Annotated in this window: 16 protein-coding genes; 7 read left to right on the forward strand and 9 right to left on the reverse strand. The window is 53.2% G+C overall.

Going from position 1 to position 18,009, the window contains the following annotated elements:
- Positions 1–211 precede the first annotated feature (211 nt).
- Entirely contained in the window at positions 212–484 is a 273-nt protein-coding gene (locus FYZ48_RS21630; RefSeq protein WP_149344230.1) for a 2TM domain-containing protein, read from the forward strand.
- A 29-nt stretch (positions 485–513) separates the two neighbouring features.
- Positions 514–2,913, forward strand: a complete 2,400-nt coding sequence (locus FYZ48_RS21635) for a heavy metal translocating P-type ATPase (protein ID WP_149344233.1) — start codon at positions 514–516, stop codon at positions 2,911–2,913.
- A 1-nt stretch (position 2,914) separates the two neighbouring features.
- Here the strand turns inward: FYZ48_RS21635 and FYZ48_RS21640 are convergent, their stop codons facing one another.
- The gene (locus FYZ48_RS21640; RefSeq protein ID WP_198422255.1) at positions 2,915–3,772 is read right to left on the reverse strand and encodes an alpha/beta hydrolase; all 858 of its coding nucleotides are present in this window, start codon (positions 3,770–3,772) and stop codon (positions 2,915–2,917) included.
- Between the two features lie 260 nt (positions 3,773–4,032).
- Here FYZ48_RS21640 and FYZ48_RS21645 point away from each other — a divergent pair, with 260 nt between their 5' ends.
- From FYZ48_RS21645 to FYZ48_RS21665, 5 genes are all read left to right on the forward strand, one after another.
- A complete protein-coding gene (locus tag FYZ48_RS21645; RefSeq protein WP_149344237.1) occupies positions 4,033–5,805 on the forward strand; it encodes a carbamoyltransferase family protein in 1,773 nt (590 codons plus the stop codon).
- A gap of 13 nt (positions 5,806–5,818) precedes the next feature.
- Positions 5,819–6,250: an SxtJ family membrane protein gene (locus FYZ48_RS21650; RefSeq protein ID WP_149344239.1), complete on the forward strand. Its 432-nt coding sequence runs from the start codon at positions 5,819–5,821 to the stop codon at positions 6,248–6,250.
- A 26-nt stretch (positions 6,251–6,276) separates the two neighbouring features.
- Positions 6,277–6,501, forward strand: coding sequence for a DUF5989 family protein (locus FYZ48_RS21655; RefSeq protein ID WP_149344241.1), 225 nt, complete (start codon positions 6,277–6,279; stop codon positions 6,499–6,501).
- Between the two features lie 275 nt (positions 6,502–6,776).
- Positions 6,777–8,558, forward strand: coding sequence for an arylsulfatase (locus tag FYZ48_RS21660; protein WP_149344243.1), 1,782 nt, complete (start codon positions 6,777–6,779; stop codon positions 8,556–8,558).
- Between the two features lie 320 nt (positions 8,559–8,878).
- Positions 8,879–10,186 (forward strand): Gfo/Idh/MocA family oxidoreductase, encoded by a 1,308-nt coding sequence (locus tag FYZ48_RS21665; RefSeq protein ID WP_145190235.1) that lies wholly within the window; start codon positions 8,879–8,881, stop codon positions 10,184–10,186.
- Between the two features lie 68 nt (positions 10,187–10,254).
- On the opposite strand, the gene FYZ48_RS21670 is transcribed toward FYZ48_RS21665, so the two are convergent.
- The 8 genes from FYZ48_RS21670 to FYZ48_RS21705 all read right to left on the reverse strand — a co-directional run bounded on the left by FYZ48_RS21670 (position 10,255) and on the right by FYZ48_RS21705 (position 17,986).
- The gene (locus FYZ48_RS21670; RefSeq protein ID WP_149344245.1) at positions 10,255–11,388 is read right to left on the reverse strand and encodes a leucine-rich repeat domain-containing protein; all 1,134 of its coding nucleotides are present in this window, start codon (positions 11,386–11,388) and stop codon (positions 10,255–10,257) included.
- 148 nt (positions 11,389–11,536) lie between these two features.
- Positions 11,537–12,955 (reverse strand): hypothetical protein, encoded by a 1,419-nt coding sequence (locus tag FYZ48_RS21675; protein ID WP_149344248.1) that lies wholly within the window; start codon positions 12,953–12,955, stop codon positions 11,537–11,539.
- Positions 12,956–12,992: 37 nt separating this feature from the next.
- Entirely contained in the window at positions 12,993–13,760 is a 768-nt protein-coding gene (locus tag FYZ48_RS21680) for a FadR/GntR family transcriptional regulator (protein WP_149344250.1), read from the reverse strand.
- 163 nt (positions 13,761–13,923) lie between these two features.
- Positions 13,924–15,273, reverse strand: coding sequence for a glutamine synthetase family protein (locus FYZ48_RS21685; RefSeq protein ID WP_149344252.1), 1,350 nt, complete (start codon positions 15,271–15,273; stop codon positions 13,924–13,926).
- A gap of 54 nt (positions 15,274–15,327) precedes the next feature.
- A complete protein-coding gene (locus FYZ48_RS21690; protein WP_149344254.1) occupies positions 15,328–15,783 on the reverse strand; it encodes a cytochrome c in 456 nt (151 codons plus the stop codon).
- A 170-nt stretch (positions 15,784–15,953) separates the two neighbouring features.
- Complete coding sequence (locus FYZ48_RS21695) at positions 15,954–16,376, reverse strand: cupin domain-containing protein (protein ID WP_149344256.1); 423 nt, start codon at positions 16,374–16,376, stop codon at positions 15,954–15,956.
- Positions 16,377–16,537: 161 nt separating this feature from the next.
- Complete coding sequence (locus FYZ48_RS21700) at positions 16,538–17,545, reverse strand: Gfo/Idh/MocA family protein (protein ID WP_149344258.1); 1,008 nt, start codon at positions 17,543–17,545, stop codon at positions 16,538–16,540.
- 33 nt (positions 17,546–17,578) lie between these two features.
- Positions 17,579–17,986 carry an HIT domain-containing protein gene (locus tag FYZ48_RS21705; protein ID WP_149344260.1) on the reverse strand — a complete coding sequence of 136 codons (408 nt, stop codon included), beginning with the start codon at positions 17,984–17,986 and terminating at the stop codon, positions 17,579–17,581.
- Positions 17,987–18,009 lie beyond the last annotated feature (23 nt).

The raw sequence follows: 18,009 nt of genomic DNA on the forward strand, positions 1-18,009 counted from the left end.
ATTCTGGCGGTTCAGCAACCGTTTTTTATTGAGTGTAGGTGGTTTTCCAAAACGCTGTTCGAGTAAGGCTTTGGAATCAAGGGAATCGGGACAGCTTCGGGTTGGCATGGGACTTGCATTTCAAAACAGGTGCAGGGCTACCGCCTCTGGTTCGAGCTGTTTTTTTACGACAGACTGCGGTATAAATTCAGAGACTGACAGGAGAAGAATCATGTCTGAACAAGATGAAAATTACCAACTGGCGAAGGAACGAGTCGAGAAGAAAATGGGGTTCGCGATTCACGCAGGAGTCTACGTCCTCGTGAATGCTGGTCTGATCACCTTGAACCTGACTCGCTCTCCCGACAACTACTGGTTTATCTGGCCTCTGGGAGGTTGGGGGATCGGTCTGGTATTTCATGCCATCAAGGTGTTTGGACCTGCCGGCTCAACAAGCCTGAAAGAGAAGATGATTCAGAAAGAACAGGCCCGACTCAAACAATGAGGTAAGCAGTCACAGAAAGCAGGTATTAAATGACGGCCACTGATCCGATTTGTCACATGCAGGTCGACGAATCGACTGCTCTCAACGCGACCGTGGACGACCAGACCTGGTACTTCTGCAGCCAGGGCTGTCGTGATAAATTTCTGGCGCAACATCACCATGAAGATGCTCCCGCAAAAGAGGAGTGCCACCACGAGCAGCAGTCCGAACCTGCGCAGAAATCGGGCTGTTGTCATCATGAAGAGCACGGCGACGGCGGGCATGAGCACCATGGGCAGCATCAGAAAGCCCCTGCAAAGGTTCCCGCCGGCACAATCTATTCCTGTCCCATGCACTCGGAGATTGAACAGGAAGGGCCAGGCAGTTGCCCTATCTGTGGCATGGATCTGGAGCCGATCATGCCACAACAGGAAGACTCAGCTGAAGAGGTTGCCGAATACGAGCTGATGTCCCGTCGATTCTGGGGCGGTCTGATCCTGGGACTCCCTGTTTTTCTGCTGGCCATGCTCCCCATGATGGGCGTCCCCGTGCATGATTGGATTTCCGCGAAAGCCTCAGGCTGGATCCAGTTTCTGCTCAGTACACCGGTCGTGTTCTGGGCCGGCTGGCCTCTCTATCAGCGGGCTTATAAATCGATTGTCAGCATGAACCTGAATATGTTCACGCTCATCGGCATCGGAACGGGCACCGCTTACATTTACAGTGTGATCGCGTTACTGGCGCCCGGAATCTTTCCCGAGTCGTTTCGACAACATGGCTCGGTCGAATTGTACTTCGAGGCGACCGTAGTGATTACGGTACTCGTTCTGCTGGGACAGATGCTGGAACTGCGGGCACGAAAACGCACGAATTCCGCAATCCGGGAACTGCTGGCTCTCGCACCTCCCACCGCGCATCTGATCGTCGATGGAGAGGAACGGGATATCCCCTTGGAAGAAGTCGAAGCGGGAAATCTGCTTCGCGTACGTCCCGGCGAAAAGGTGCCCGTGGATGGCGTCGTCGAAGAAGGCAAGAGCCTGATCGATGAATCAATGATTACCGGCGAACCGGTTCCCGTCTCCAAGGAGCAGGGGGCCGATGTCATCGGGGGGACGGTGAACCAGACCGGATCCTTTCTGATGAAAGCCGAAAAAGTGGGAGGGGAGACTCTGCTCTCACAGATCATTCAGATGGTCTCCACTGCGCAGCGCAGTCGGGCTCCCATTCAACGGGTCGTCGATTCGGTCGCTGCGGTTTTCGTACCGGTCGTGTTGGGCACTGCCGTAATTACCTTTCTGCTCTGGAGCTGGCTGGGACCAGAACCCCGGTTGGCCTATGCGCTCATCAACGCCGTCGCTGTATTGATTATCGCCTGTCCGTGTGCGCTGGGGCTGGCCACACCGATGTCGATTATGGTCGGCGTCGGCCGTGGAGCGAAGCAGGGGATTCTGATCAAAAACGCAGAAGTTCTGGAGACACTTCAGAAAGTCGATACCATTGTGGTCGATAAAACAGGGACATTGACCGAAGGCCAGCCCCGCTTAACTCAATGTGTGCCTGCGGGGGACCTGAGTGAAGACGAGCTGTTGATGTGGGCAGCCGCCGTGGAACAGCATAGCGAACATCCTCTTTCTCAGGCAGTCGTGCAGGCTGCAAAGGAGCAGGAAATTCAGCTCGACGAAGTTCAGGACTTTGATTCCGTAACGGGGGCCGGCGTGAAAGGGACCGTCCAGGGGAACCCTGTGTTGATCGGCAGTGCCGCGATGCTGGAAGACAATTCCATTAGCATCGACGACGCGTTGATGTCGCAGGCGAACGAGCTCCGTGAGCAGGGGCAGGGGGTTATCTTTGTTGCCATTGATGGTACGTTCGCCGGCTTTCTTTCGGTCTCGGATCCGATTAAGGAAACCACCGAACCAGCGATTCGCAAGCTGCATGAACTCGGACTTTCGATTGTGATGGTCACTGGTGACAACGAAAAGACCGCCCGGGCAGTCGCCCGACAATTGAATATCGATGATGTCGAAGCCGGCGTCAAACCGCAGGACAAGTATGAAAAGATCAAAGCCCTGCGCGAAAAAGGTCACAAAGTTGCGATGGCCGGTGACGGAATCAACGATGCACCGGCACTCGCGGAAGCCGATGTGGGGATTGCGATGGGAACCGGCACCGATGTCGCCATCGAAAGTGCCGAGGTGACCCTGGTCAAAGGAGATCTGCGGGGCGTGGTCGATGCCATCGATCTAAGTCGGCTCGTGATGCGGAACATCCATCAGAACCTGGTCTTCGCCTTCGGGTACAACGCACTCGGCATTCCGATTGCCGCAGGGATCCTGGTTCCCTTCTTCGGCATCCATACACTACTCAGTCCGATGATTGCGGCTGCCGCGATGAGCTTCAGTTCGATCTCCGTGATCAGTAACGCACTCCGGCTGCGTGCCCGGCACTGATTTATTTCTGTGCTGTATCCTGTTTACGCGCCTTGACGATGCGCCTGATCTCTTTCAACGCGAGCAGGTGACCAGGCTCCACCATCGTACCATGTGTGAATCCATCCAGTTCAAACAGCTGCGTCTCTTTGTGGCCGACAACCTTCATCAGGCTGTTGAGATAAGCGTTTTCTTCATAACGCGTCGGGAATTCCAGTTCCCGGTCTCCTGTGATCAACAGGATCGGCGGTGCATCTTTGCGGGCATGATAGAGAGGTGCCATGTCATCAATCACAGGCTGGTCGCGGCCGATGCCCATTTCTTCCCGGACAGTCATATGGGTGATGCAGTGTCCGCTGTAAGGGATCAGTCCCGCGATCTGATTGGCATCAATCTCGTGTGCCGCCAGCCAGCGACGATCGAGGCCGAGCATACTGGTCAGGTAGCCGCCCGCAGAATGTCCGGCCACGAAAATCAGGTTGGGATCACCACCATAGTTCTTGATGTTCTCAAAGGTCCAGGCAACCGCTGCGGCCGCATCTTCGAGGTACGCCGGCTTCTTTGCTTTGGGGAATAATCGATAGTTGACACCCACAACGGCAATCCCCTGATCCCGCAGCGCTTTGGGGATCTGCTTTCCGCCCCCTTTCAAACCGCCCCCATGAAACCAGACGACCGTGGGAAAGTTTTTAATCGTCGTGGGATAGTACAGGTCAAGTTTGCAGCGTTCACGCATGTATTCATCCTGCGCAGTGTCTGCCTCAGTCCGATAAGAAATATCAGCAATCGTTTTATATTTCGGCTCGCTCTCCTGCGCTGGTGCAGGGCGGGTTCCACAGATGACCAGGAGTAGAAGCAGCAGGGGGAGAGAAAATCGCATGTGTCGCATATCGAAACCTCAAATGATTGTTGTCTCAGTGAGAAGCTGGGGGATCTCTGTCGAGGTTAAATTATAGATCACGTGCAGCCCTAATGACAGGCTGGTAGAGCTAGTCTCATCCGTGTGGTTGAGCCATTCCATGTTCAATTCTCCTCCGATCAGAGCATTCAGTCTTGCAGCTCGTTTGAGGTATGTAATACTGGAGCATACTATTTTCTTCGCAGGGACTTGGTGTCCTGGCTCTAAGCAGGCATTATTCTATGACCGCGATTCTGGGTATATCGGCATTCTATCACGACTCGGCTGCAGCGCTGATTGTCGATGGTGAAATTATCGCCGCAGCCCAGGAAGAACGCTTTACCCGCGTTAAGCAGGATGCCTCGTTTCCCTCACAGGCGATTGATTATTGCCTACGGGAAGCCGGTCTTTCCGCAGACGAAATTGACTATGTCGGCTTCTATGAAAAACCGTTTCTGAAATTTGAGCGGCTGCTCGAAACCACGCTGGCTTTTGCTCCATTTGGTTTTCGTGCGTTTCTGAATACGATTCCCAGCTGGCTACAGACCAAATTACATCTGCCCCGCATCATCAAACGGGAACTGCAGGGCAAATATCAGAAACGCATCGTCTTTTGTGAGCATCACGATTCACACGCCGCCAGTGCGTTTTTCCCTTCTCCTTTTGAGGAAGCAGCAATCCTGACAGTCGACGGTGTGGGAGAGTGGGCTACCGCCGCTTATGGAGTCGGTCAAGGAAATCGAATCAAGATACAGAGCGAGTTGCATTATCCGCACTCCCCTGGCTTATTGTATTCTGCATTCACTTATTACTGTGGTTTTCGCGTCAATTCTGGTGAATATAAGCTGATGGGACTCGCGCCATACGGAGAGCCGCGATTCGCTGATCTGATCCGGGAGAAACTGGTCGACATCAAAGCCGACGGCTCGATCCGCCTGGATCTCTCTTACTTCAACTTCTGTCATGGCCTGACAATGACCTCCACCCGGTTTCACAAACTGTTTGGTGGTCCTCCCCGTCAACCGGAAACCGAGATCAAACAGCGACACAAAGATCTGGCGGCTTCGATTCAGCTTGTACTCGAAGAAATCCTGCTCAAGATGGTTCAACACGTGCATATGGAGACGCAGCAGACGCGGTTCTGTATGGCTGGTGGGGTTGCATTAAACTGTGTGGCGAATGGCAGGATCCTGCGGGAAGGGCCGTTTGATGAAGTCTGGATTCAACCAGCGGCCGGTGATGCGGGAGGCGCACTGGGAGTAGCTCAGTTGATCTGGCATCAGCTCTTAAATCAGCCGCGAAGTACTCAAGCAACGGACCAGCAGCGCGGCAGTTTCCTGGGGCCGAGTTTTGATGATGCAGCAATTCAGCAGTTTCTGGATCAGCAGCAGATTACTTACCGATGTGTCTCTGACGACCAGCAGCTTTGTCAAGAAGTTGCCAGATTACTGGCGAAAGAAAAAGTCGTCGGCTGGTTCCAGGGGCGGATGGAATTCGGTCCCCGGGCTCTGGGCGGACGCAGTATTCTCGCCGATCCACGCAGTGCGCAGATGCAGTCGATATTGAACCAGAAAATCAAATTCCGCGAATCGTTCCGTCCTTTTGCTCCTGCAGTCTTGCGAGAGCGTGTTACCGACTACTTCGATTTTCCCGAGCGATGCGAGAGCCCGTATATGCTGCAACTGACGCAAGTCCAGCCACAAGCAAATATCCCCGCAGTCACTCACGTCGATGGTTCGTCTCGCCTGCAGACCGTCGATGTCGAGCGGCATGGTCTCTTTTATCAGTTGATCTCGGAGTTTGAAAAACTGACAGGGGTCCCCTTACTGATCAACACCAGTTTCAACGTACGCGGTGAGCCTCCTGTATGCACTCCCCAGGACGCCTGGCACTGTTTTATGTCGACCGATCTGGATGTGCTGGTTCTCGAACATTTTGTGGTTATGAAATCGGAACAGTCAGCAGAACAGATGCAGGCAGCCCGGAAACAGCCAGTGGGCATGACACTCGACTGAAGATAATGATCGGATGAATAAACACCGTATGACGCTCATCGAAATCAACTGGAATCCCCACCAACGCGAACTGCGCATGTTTGCAGTTGCGCTGGCCTGTCTGTGTGTGTTGGGAGGCGCATTCTGTTTGCAGCGTGGGGCATCTGGGCTTCTCTCGAGCACATTGTTCGGCGTGGCACTGGTTGTGTTATGTGTTGCCTGGCTGACACCGCACTCGATGCGGCCCGTGTATCTTTTGTGGATGCTCCTGTTTTATCCGCTCCGCTGGCTGGTTTCCTGCCTGTTAATCGCTGTGGTATATTATCTCGTGATCACACCCGTGGGGTTAATCATCAGACTGTCAGGTCGAAAGCTCATCGAGAAACACTTCGATTCCGAAACCAGCACGTACTGGAAACCCAAAACAGAAACACGTTCCCCCGAAGATTATTTTCGGCAGTTTTAATCGCGCTCAAATACGCAGGTCAGCAGATGACAGATTCAGACTCAACAGAACCCGCAGCCGATGAGAAAACACAGGCGGAATTTCAAACGCAGTCTGAACAGCCCGCGCCCGGGATTGTCGTCGAGTTCTGGGATTTTCTCCGTCACAACAAAAAGTGGTGGCTTGCGCCGATCATCATCGCGCTGCTGTTGATTGGCCTGCTGGTCTTCATCAGTGGCAGCGGACTGGCACCATTCATCTATCCGATTTAAATCAAGATTTGAGGAGGGGACTCCCGAAGCGACATCAGAATATCTGACCGTAATAAACAAGGCTGGTGCATGTTCATTCTCGCGGTGTTAAGGGTTTTCAGATCTCTCCTGATCTAAGGCGGATTCCCATAAACTGTTTGCAGTGGGTAGACCAAAAGCATAGACTTGAGATTATACCAGGCGCCTCTGCCCGGGGATATTCTGCATCCCGAAATCGGGGAGCCTGCGTCCGGACTCTGCACCCCTTTATTATCCTTGCCTCTGGATTTGACAACATGAGAACTTTCTACGCCCGCTGTCTGGCAGGACTGCTGCTGGTACTCTGCTTCGGTTCCCCTGCTGCTCTGTCTGCCGCTCAGCATACCAATGTGATTCTGATCATGACCGATGACCAGGGAGGCTGGGACTATGGATTTCTGGGAAATAAAATTCTCAATACCCCTAACCTCGACAAGATGGCAGCCGGCGGCGCGCGGATGAGCCGTTTTTATGTGAGTCCCGTCTGTACGCCGACTCGGGCCAACCTGATGACGGGCCGCTATAACTATCGCACCCGTGCTATCGATACTTACATCGGACGAGCCATGCTGGAGCCGGAAGAGGTCACCATCGCTGAGGTGTTGAAACCCGCAGGCTACCGAACCGGAATTTTCGGGAAATGGCATCTGGGAGACAGCTATCCCATGCGTCCTCAGGACCAGGGCTTCCAGGAAGTGCTCGTGCATCGTGGCGGCGGCATTGGCCAGCCCAGCGATCCACCTGAAGGAGCTGGCAAATACACCGATCCGGTTCTGTTCCATAATGGCGAAAAAAAACAGATGAAAGGCTATTGCACCGATATCTATTTCGACCATGCCATGAAATTCATCGAACAGAACGAGGTGGATAACAGGCCCACTTTTATCTATCTGGCTACCAACGCGCCCCACGGACCCTTCGATGACGTTCCCGAGGAACTGCGAGAGAAGTACAAAGCGATGGACCTCAAAGACGCGTACGGTTATACCCTGAATCCCAAACGGAAAAATGAAAAGCTGTTCGATAAAACGTCACGCGTATTCTCGATGATCGAAAATATCGATCAGAATATCGGACGCCTGTTTGCCCGTTTGAAGGAGATCGGCGCCTATGACAATACACTGGTGTTGTTCCTGAACGATAACGGTCCCAACGGTCCACGCTATGTCGGTCCGCACCAGGGGGCGAAAGGAAGTGTCAATGAAGGGGGCATACGTTCTCCGCTGCTGGCACACTGGCCCGCTCAACTCACGCCGGGAACCGTCAATGGTCGAATTGCAGCCCACTACGATATCTTCCCGACAATTCTGGCAGCTACCGGTGTTTCCAAACCGGAAGCGTTGAAACTGGATGGCAAGAACATTCTGCCGCTGCTCAAAAATGAAGCCGAAAACTGGCCAGAGCGGGCGTTGTTCCTGCAGTGGCATCGAGGTGATGAACCGACGCCGCGGACGAATGCCGCAGTCGTGACACAGAATTACAAGATGACTTTTTCCAAACCGGATGTGCCCGGCAAACTGTTTCAGCTCAGCGACGATCCGGGTGAACGTCAGGATCTGGCACAGACGAAACCAGCGGTCGCGAAACGGCTGACAAAACAGTATGACCAGTGGTTTACCGATGTGAGTCATACCCGCCCCGATAATTACGCTCCGCCGCGCATTCATGTCGGGAATCCCAAAGAAACGACAACGGTCCTGACGCGGCAGGACTGGCGTTACAACGGCCCCAAGGGAAAAGGCTGGACGCGCGACGCCCGCGGGGTCTGGCTGATTACAGTGGAAGAAGATGGCACCTATGACCTCAAGGTACAGTTCTCGAAGTCGCAGCCACCCATGCCGGCCGAGCTGACGATGAAGGTCGGAAATGACCTCTTTCATTCGGTCGTCCCTGCAGACCACTCCGAACATGTTTTCAAAAATGTTACCCTGCACAAAGGGGATCAGACGGTCGATGTCAAAATCGTCGAGGGGGATGTCGAACGCGGTCCTATGATGGTCTATCTCATCCAGAAATCGACAGGAAATGCTGCACAGTAACAGCGTTAGAATACTGTGTCAGAAGCGTCAGTACAGGCACCTGGATTCTCCCGGAAACTGTAAAAGAATGCTCAACTGGAATGGTCTTGAGTCAGGATACCATTTACTATAAATAAGGAATCTTAAATTATAGATGCGCTGTTCCAGAGTGAATCGAAGTACAATAAACGGCTGAAATCTCCAGCGGATTCAAGCCAGAAGCGTAAGATGTCTGGGGCAGACCCGGTGCGAACCGGGAGAATTGACTTTTGAACGTCAATTAATCATCACTCCACAGGCCGAGACGAACCGCGGCCTTCCTCTGTTTATGGGACTGATTAATGCAAAAGAATTCAAACTTCAGCCGTCGTGAGTTTCTGAAAAGCACGACTGCCGGCGCCGCCGCAATTTCTACAGGACTCTGGACGGGGCTGGCTCCCGCTGCTTCGAAGTCCGCGAATGAAAAACTGAATATTGCCTGTATCGGAACCGCGAACCGCGCTGCAGCCGATGTCGCGGGTGTCAAAAGTGAGAACATCGTCGCCCTGGTAGACGTTGACCAGAATTACCTCGATCGAGCAGGATCGAGCTTACCAGATGCCCGTCGCTATGCAGACTACCGCGAGATGCTGGAAAGCGAAGATGGAAAGATTGACGCCGTCGTCATCGGCACCACCGACCATCATCACGCCCCCGCCACGATTCGCGCTATTCGCAAAGGACTTCACGTTTACTGCGAAAAACCGCTGACGCACACCGTACAGGAAGCACGTATCATCGCTGAAGAGGCGAAGAAGCACGGCGTTGCCACACAGCTGGGAACTCAGATTCACGCCGGCGACAATTACCGTCGCGTTGTTGAGATTGTGCGATCCGGAGTTCTGGGCGATATCGGTGAAGTTCACGTCTGGGTTGGAAAAGGCTGGGGCGGCGGCGATCTGCCGACTGAAACTCAGGATCCACCGAAGAACCTAAACTGGGATCTCTGGCTCGGTCCTGCACCTGAGCGTCCCTATGCCGCCGGTCGTTATCATCCCGCACAGTGGCGTCGCTGGTGGCAGTTCGGCCAGGGGACTCTGGGTGACATGGCCTGCCATTATATGGACCTCCCCTTCTGGGCACTCGACCTGCGTCATCCGACGCACTGTGAAGCCGAAGGCCCCGAAGTCCATCCCGAAGCCTGTCCTCACGGTTTGACCGTTCGTTACCAGTTCCCCAAACGGGGCAGCCTGGTACCCGTCAACCTGACCTGGTACGACGGAAACATGATTCCCAAGAAAGTCGCCGGTCAGCGTGTACCGGGAAGCGGTGTGATGTTTGTCGGAACTGAGGGATCCATGTTTGCCAACTATGGCAGCTATAAACTGTTCCCGAAAGAAAAGTTCGGCGACTTCAAACCACCAAAAGAGTCTATTCCGAATTCAATCGGTCATCATGCCGAATGGATCAAGGCCTGCAAGGATGGTTCTCCCACCACCTGTAACTTTGATTATTCTGGTGCCCTGACTGAAGCAGTTCTGCTGGGCAATGTGGCTTATCGTTCGCAGTGTGCCCTGGATTGGGATGCAGCGAACCTCAAAGCAACGAACTGTCCTGCAGCCGACAAGTTCATCTCGAAAGAATACCGCGACGGCTGGGAAGTCGTTTAATCCCGCGGTCAGCGCAAAGACAGGCCCGGCTTCCAAATTGGGAAGCCGGGCTTTTTTTACAGATTGAATTACTCGCCAGGAATGTATTTCAGCTGAATTTTGGTATTCGGCAGTTTCTTTTTCAGCTCTTGGACGCCTGCTTCAGAGACCGCCGTCCGGGTGACTGTCAGCTCTTTGAGGCTGGTCAGTCCTTCCAGTGCCGGTAATCCTGCATCAGACACGGGGGTGGAACCCAGGTGCAGAAATTCGAGCTGATGCATGTCTTTGAGATATTTCAGCCCGGCATCGGTGACCTGTGTGTTATCCAGGTTGAGCCATTTCATTTTGGTCAGCCCCTGTAACGGTTTGATGCCCTCGTCGGTCAGCGCGACGCGCCAGAGATTCAGTTTCTGCATTTCCTTCAGTCCCGAGAGGTGCTGCATACCAGGGTCGGAGAGCAGGCTGTTCTCGCTCAGGTCCAGTTCAACCAGCTGTGGAATTTTCGCGAGGGCCGCGAGTCCTTCGTTGGAGATCTGATTTTGTGCCAGGCGGATTTTTTTCAGCTTGGGAAATGTGGTCAGTGTCTGCAGTGCTTTGTCATCAATCAGTGTTTTTGCGAGGTAGATTTCTTCCAGTTTCTGGAGATCTTTCAACTGAGTCAGGCCATCGTCACTGACCCAGAGGAAGTCGAGCATCAGCGCTTTGAGGTTGGTTAGCTTGTTGATGTTCGGCATGGCTTCATCATCGATGTCCTCATTGCCCGACAGACGAAGTGCCTTGAGCCTGGAGAGCCCCGTCAGGTAAGTGATCGACTTATTGGTTAATGAGCAGTCACGTGCATCCAGATTTTCCAACGATTTGACCTGCCCCACGAGTTCGAGGACCGCATCATTCAACGGTGTTTCATTGAACAGCAGCGATCGCAGGCGCGTTAACTGGGTGATCGCCTCAAGCGTTTTGGCATCATCGATTACGGTGCCACGCAGATTGACTTCGATGACATAGCCGTCTTTATCCAGTTTCAGTTTCGCACCAGCGGCTTTGAGGGATTCAGCCGCTTTGAGCTCACTCTCGGGAACGCTGGCTTCCGGTGTCTCTTGAGTCGCCTGTTCGGTTTTTGCTGTTTCTTGGGAGGCCGGCTTCTCGACTTCTCCCTGTTTCGCACAACCGTTAATCAAGGTAAGGCAGCAAACGAGAATCATCGCTTCTCGAATTGGTTTCATGGTTTGATCCTTCAAGCATAAGTAGCAAAAAAAGTCTTCTGACCCTAAGCATACCGACTCTCAGGAAGACTCAAAACCGATGGCAAGACAGCATTTCCGTTTTTTGTCCAAATCTGGCGCAGGTACAAGACTTTAGTGGGGCTTGACACTACCGGGCGGGATTGAATTTCAAAGCATAGAGGTCGGCATCATGCATCACAAAACGCAGACGGACCGGCTTTCCCGAGAGGGAGGAAACATCAGTCCCATCCTTCCAACGCACGGTACGGGCAATATGGTCGCCATAAATTGGTTCGCAGTCGGCCAGCGCGAAGCCGGGCAGGGGATTTCCTTGAGCATCCTGGATTTCCACCTGAATCTGTCCGGCAGCACTGGTTGAATAATTGATCTCCAGTTCGTTACCGGTGAAGGTCAGCGGTTTGGTGATCAGCGTCCCCCCTTCCAGCGGGGCATTCACGGAGGCGACGCCGTCCAGCCTGAGTGTATAACGTCGGCCCCCTGTCAGGAACAGTGACATCTCTGCAGGGCCCGTCTGATGAATGCCGATAGCGGCGTAGTTCGCACGGTTCGCCCAGCCATCCTGACCAATTCCGGGGCGAATGAATGACTGGGTGAATTCCCGATCAAAGGGAGCTGCACCGCGGGCACTCATAAACAGAATGTCGGTTGCAGAACCTCGCTTGGCCATGAAGCGGGTAGGGAGCGCGAAGTAAATGTGCGGCGCACGAAAGTAAGGCTGAGTACAGGCGGTATAGAGATGTTCGTTGGGAAGATTGGCGTGCATTTCCTGGAAGGGAGTCCAGTGGATGAAATCCTGCGATGTCGTGCGGGCAATACCACGATAACCTTTGATGAACCGTCTGAAATAACAGACATATGCCTGCTCGCTCTCAGACCAGAATGCGTAGTTCTGTGAATCGAAGTACTTGCCCCACGCCTCCGGGATCACCGGATCCGCCTGCAGTGGTTTCCAGTGAATCCCATCCGGTGAGACAAACGCTTTCAGGCCTCCCGGTCCCCGGCGTTTGCGGACTTCGAGATGCTGATTCGGCTGATAAGCGAGCCCACCCAGCGCTTTATATTTTTCGGTCTCAGGTACACCGGGTCGGGTATCGATGAAAGGAGTGAAGTTGTGATTCACCAGAAATTCATTCATCAGGACCACGTTACCTGCAGGGAAGGTGGGATGGTCCGGGTAGATGCCCAGGTCTGGCAGAGTCCAGTGAATCCCATCCTCACTTTCCGCATACAGCGTGACTTCGCCGTCATGATATTGTTCCCAGCCTTTTTTCCAGTGATTGCCCGGCTGGGTATCGCCCCGATAATAAAATTGAAATTGATCATCTGCTTTGAGAACCGTGGCATAGTGGCCGTGCGGACGTGGCGGATCAACTGCCGGCATGAGCTGTGGTGTATGCAGCTTGAGTTCTGTGTCGATCAACTCACCGACCAGAAAGCGATCGACAAACAGTTCCCGGCGGGAACCAATCTCGCGAACCGGCTCTTCAGCGATGGCAGCTGACCAGACAGGAAGTAACAAAACAGCACACAGGCAGAGGATCTTCATGGTGGCGGACCTCGTCTCTGATTGGGGCAGAATCAATTTACTCGAAGGAATCGTCAGACGGGGATGTATCTGAAACTTCGAGTGTATTCAGCATCGAATGAATCGGTTTCAGATGCGCTGTCAGACTCTGAATGGCTAAATTGCAGTCGCGATCTCGGAGCGCATCAACGACGGCCTGGTGTTCGTCTACCATCTGGAATGTCGGTAACGGGAAGAAGTCGATTCCCTGTTGAAAATACTTCATCAATACCTGGTGGAACTGTGTGATCAATTCCTGGTTCGCAGCCTGCAGGAGGGCTTCGTGGAACAGCAGATCTTTTTCGACAAACTTTTTCAGGAGCAGTCCGTCTGACAGCTGATCGTTCTCCAGCAACAGATGTTGCTCGTCAACGATCTCCTGCAGTCGATCCAGTTGCAAGGCCGTGATATTCTGAATTACCATCGGAATGGAACCGAGCTCGATCACCACGCGCAACTGGGCCACTTCCCGCCAGCCTTTTTCACACGTTGTCTGAGGAACCAGAACTTTGCGCAAGACTGATTGAATATCTCCCTCTGCCACGGAAAGGCCCACCTTGGGGCGACCGGTGATGACTCCCAGTCCGCGTAAGTTTCCGACAGCTTCACGAATCACTGAGCGAGACACGCCGAATTCTTCAGTCAGCTTTTCGACAGTTCCGAGATAACTGCCGGGAACCAGCTTCTCTCTCTGGATGCGGAGGCAGATCTGTTCTGCGATTTCTGAGCTTTTGGGAAAAGAGGTTGCCCAGCTGTCAGAGTTCAATAGGTCAGTCGGATCTGGCATGTTTCACTTCTCAAGGTTCAACGGGGAGTGAAAGGCTCTGGTGGGGCACAATTGAGTGAGCGTCATCGAGTAACCATATGCTGATGAGAATTTAAGAGAAAATCAACACAACCACGAAAAAAGTCTGCGGAGGTAGTGGTTATCGATACAGGCATGTGAGTGCTTAGAAGCGGAATAGGTAGGCTGTCTGTTCTGCGGCGTGTTCCAGAGAATTGATCATTTCAATCTCCGCGCGCTTCATTGTGAGGTAGTCTTGAATCCGTGATTCACCGAAGTGGCGTTGAAACAGGGAGTCTGCTTCCAGGGCAGACAATGCTACCGACAGATCAGAGGGATAGCGCGTCATGCCGCGCGATTCTCGTTCGGCTTCGCTCAATAATGCCGGATCGGTCATGACTGGTTCGCCGGGAGAAGCACCCTGATCGATTCCGTCCAGACCGGCACAGAGCAGTGCTGAGAGCGCCAGGTAAGGATTGCATGTCGGATCTGAGGGTTTGAATTCTACATTGACAGTGGCGGATTCCTGTCCCAGAAATCCGGAGGCTGCACGGAGCGTTGCTTCGCGATTGTCAGGTCCCCAGGAGGCATAACAGGAACTCCAGCAACGCTCGACGAATCGACTGTAGGAATTGGTAGTAGGTGCGGTAAATGCCATGACTGCCGGCAGGTGATTCAGGACTCCCGCTGTGAACTGCAGCGCCAGTTCTGAAAGTCCAAAAGCGGCATTGGGATCGTAGAACAGATTCTGTTCGCTCTCTTTGTCCCAGAGACTGAAATGGATATGACAGCCATTTCCGGCTGAATCAGGCGAGGCTTTAGGCATGAAGGAAATCCGGAAGTCATTCGCCAGGGCGACACCGCGCACCGTTTCTTTGAAAATGACCTGCTGGTCCGCGGAAAGCATGCCGGCCTGATGACGAATGGGGATTTCATGCTGACCATGGCCCGCTTCCGGGTAATACTTCTCAACCTGCACGCCCTGCTGTTCCAGTGCAGAGAGGATTGGCAGAATGTAGGGGCTGGCCATATCCATGGCTGCGGAACTGAAGCAGTTCGTCTGATCGAGGGGCTCCCAGTTGCCATTCACATTGCGATAGATGGTAAACTCGTTTTCAAAGGCCGCCCTGAGGACCAGCCCGCGTTCAGAAAGTCTGTCGAGAAACGTCTGCAGTAAATGTCGCGGACAGAGTTCCCAGGGATCTCCCTGGATCGTATTCAGGTTAGAGATCATCCGCGCATGACCTGGCAGGTAAGGGAGCACCTGAAAGGTATTGATGTCCGGGCAGATCCGCACTTCACCCACGGGTTGAAACTGGCTTTCCGGAGGCAGATGATCGAAGACCGTCACCGAAGCCTGAGCCTGCGTCAGGCCCAGGCCGTGTGCGAGTACATCATCGATACTACCGGGCAGAAACGCTTTGCCCCGCGCGATGCCATCGGGACCGACATAAATCGCCCGCACCAGTTCCACGTTGTATTCCCGCAGCTGTTTTTCCAGTAGATCGCGCTGCATCTGCGTCTCTCTTGTCTGAATTGATAGTAGAGTGAAAAGAGTCGATGCCGCGAGTTAGCGCATCACAACTGCCGTCTTTTTGATCTGTTTATGGCAGGCGATGCAGGTCATCGTCAGATGCAGATAGCTGAGTGATACTCCATCAATATTTTTCTTTTTCGCATAATCCTGCAGCTCTTTAGCCGCATTGCGAAACTCGGCACTCTGTTGAGCGAAAACCGGACCTTCCACGACTTGCCACTGGGTCGCGTTACTCATATCAATCAGCTTTTGCGCGCCTTTCTGGATCAGTTGGAAGTCCTCTGTCATCATGCCTTCCAGAACCTGTTTGGAACTATCCAGTTTGGCCTGCATGAATTGAGACACTTTTTCCTGCGCCGGATTTTTCTTCTGGTTCTTCGCTGTTACAGGAGCCAATTCAGTAGCGCTGGCGGGAGAAAGAGTAGAGTGACGATCTCCACTGCTGGTGACCAGAATTCCACAGACGAGAATAAACAGGATATTGCGCATAGCTGCTCCTCCAATGGTGCCTCAGGAAAGAAAGGTACCTGCGGTGTCTCAAACCAGATCACAGGCCCTGACTGAATTCTAAAAGATTCATTCAGATTCTGGAAAGGTGAATCAGTGAATTTTCACAATCCACTTCTCAAGGCTCCAGTGTGGACAGCGAGACTTGGAGGTCAGATTCTCTTACCTGCGTTCCAGGCGGGAGGATCACTCGCTGGAAAGGATTCATCTGCCGCCTCATCAATGGCATTCAGGGGACGCTTGCCTGACATGTCGGTGATGATCGTCAACAGCAGCGATGCGGATTCCAGACATTCAACTGCATGTGGTTCAGCGTGAGGTAGATGCAATAACTTGCCTGCGGTCAGCTCATGTGATTCACCCAAGCAGTTGAATTTTACGCGGCCTTCGAGGCATTGAATTGTGATAATGCCGGGCGCTGTGTGCTCAGGCAAAGACTTACCAGCCTGTAAAACCAGGCGAATGAGCTGGAACTCTTCCGTTTTGACCAGCGTGGTTGTTTTAGTTGACTCCAGATCCGCCCCCAGCGGGCTTATGTCAACCACTTCACCCGCTTTGGCATGTGAAAGTGTCATGACTGCTATCCTTCTGTTAGAGTCTATGGCTGCTTCAGTAATCCAGTCGTGATTACCAAATCAGGCACGCGAACTGTATAGCTGGCGGGTGCCTGTATTCATTGTAAGGCTCCAGACGCGTACAGAAAAGGGGCGATTCCCAAAAGGGGCCGAGAAGCCGTTTAACTTTGCTGTAACTGCTGCACGCCTCTCTCCAGAATCTGCTGCGCTGACAGGCTGATTTTGGGATCACACAATTCCCAGGGGGTTTCGCCGGTTCGGATACAATGTGCAAAATGTTCTGTCGCTGTCTGCAGGGTAAGCACTGGACACTCGACTTTCATCTCTGTTCCCAGAGGTTCGTCCTCGGTTGCCAGCATCAGTCTTCCTTTTTTATGCGGTTCGACAATCAAGGTTCCTTCGGTACCATAGATCGCGGTTGCGTAAGCTGTCAGTTTACCGACTTGTGACCAGGACCCTTCCGCGGTTGCAACCCCGTGCGGGTACTGCATGACGATCAGCGCATTGTCTTCTACACCAAGCGGGGCAGGGCGGTACTGTCCTCCCAGGCCGGTGACTGAATCCGGTTCTCCCAGCAGATTACTGGCCAGGACGCAGCCGTAACAACAGTAATCCATCATGGCGCCGGCACCATTCAGCTCTGCATCAAAGAGCCATTCACAGAAATAATCGCTGCAGCCGAGTTCTTTGGGACCGGCATGGGCGGCCCGGTATTTCACCTGCCAGAGGTCTCCGATGCCACCCGCTTTGGCAAAGGCAATCGCATGTTGCATCTGGGGCCACCAGGCGAAAGGCCAGTTGACCATCAGGCACAGATCTTTTGCTTGAGCGGCAGCCAGCATCGCCTCGGCCTGCGCGAGACTCGCAGCCATCGGCTTTTCGATCATCACGTGCAGCCCTTGTTCCAAGGCCAGTAGTGTCAGTTCCGCCCCTGCTTTGTTACTGCTGAAAATGAAGACGCCATCCAGTTCCTGTTCGCTCAATAGTTTTTCAGCTGTTTCATAAACGGGGCATCCAAATTCACTCTGAATGCGTTCCCGCAAGGCCTGATTGGTATCGAAAGCTCCCACGAGCTCCGCATTTTCAGAATGCATCAGCTGGGGCAGATGATCCCAGACGTGGTCATGAATTAAGCCGAGAACTCCGATGCGTACTGGTGATTGTGACATGCTGTCGCTCGATATTTAAAAGAGAAGGATGAGTTATTGATTTTCCTGCTGAACGAATTCGGTGAAACTCTGTCTGATCTGTTCGATTTGCGTTTCCGTATAGTCGAGTCGTTCGGACTGTCCCCAGACGGGAGCCGGCCAGTAAGGATCAGTATGTTTCCGCCCAATCACATGAATGTGCAACTGGCTGACCACATTACCCAGCGTGGCGATATTCAATTTATCCGGTTCATAGTGTTGTTGCAGGTAACGGGCAACCAGATTCACCTCACTCAGAATTGCGGTCTGCTGGGCGAAGGGGAGTCGCGTCAGCTCAATTTCCTCGCAGTGGGGAACCAGAATGAACCAGTCGACCAGCGCATTGTTCATCAACAGCAGTCGTGATTCCGTCAGCTCACAGATGGGATGGCAGTCTGCCTGCAGGCGTGCGTCCAGTTCCATGGGAATTCCTTTTTCATGAACCA

Origin of the sequence: Gimesia chilikensis (genome assembly GCF_008329715.1) — a bacterium.
Lineage (GTDB): Bacteria > Planctomycetota > Planctomycetia > Planctomycetales > Planctomycetaceae > Gimesia > Gimesia chilikensis.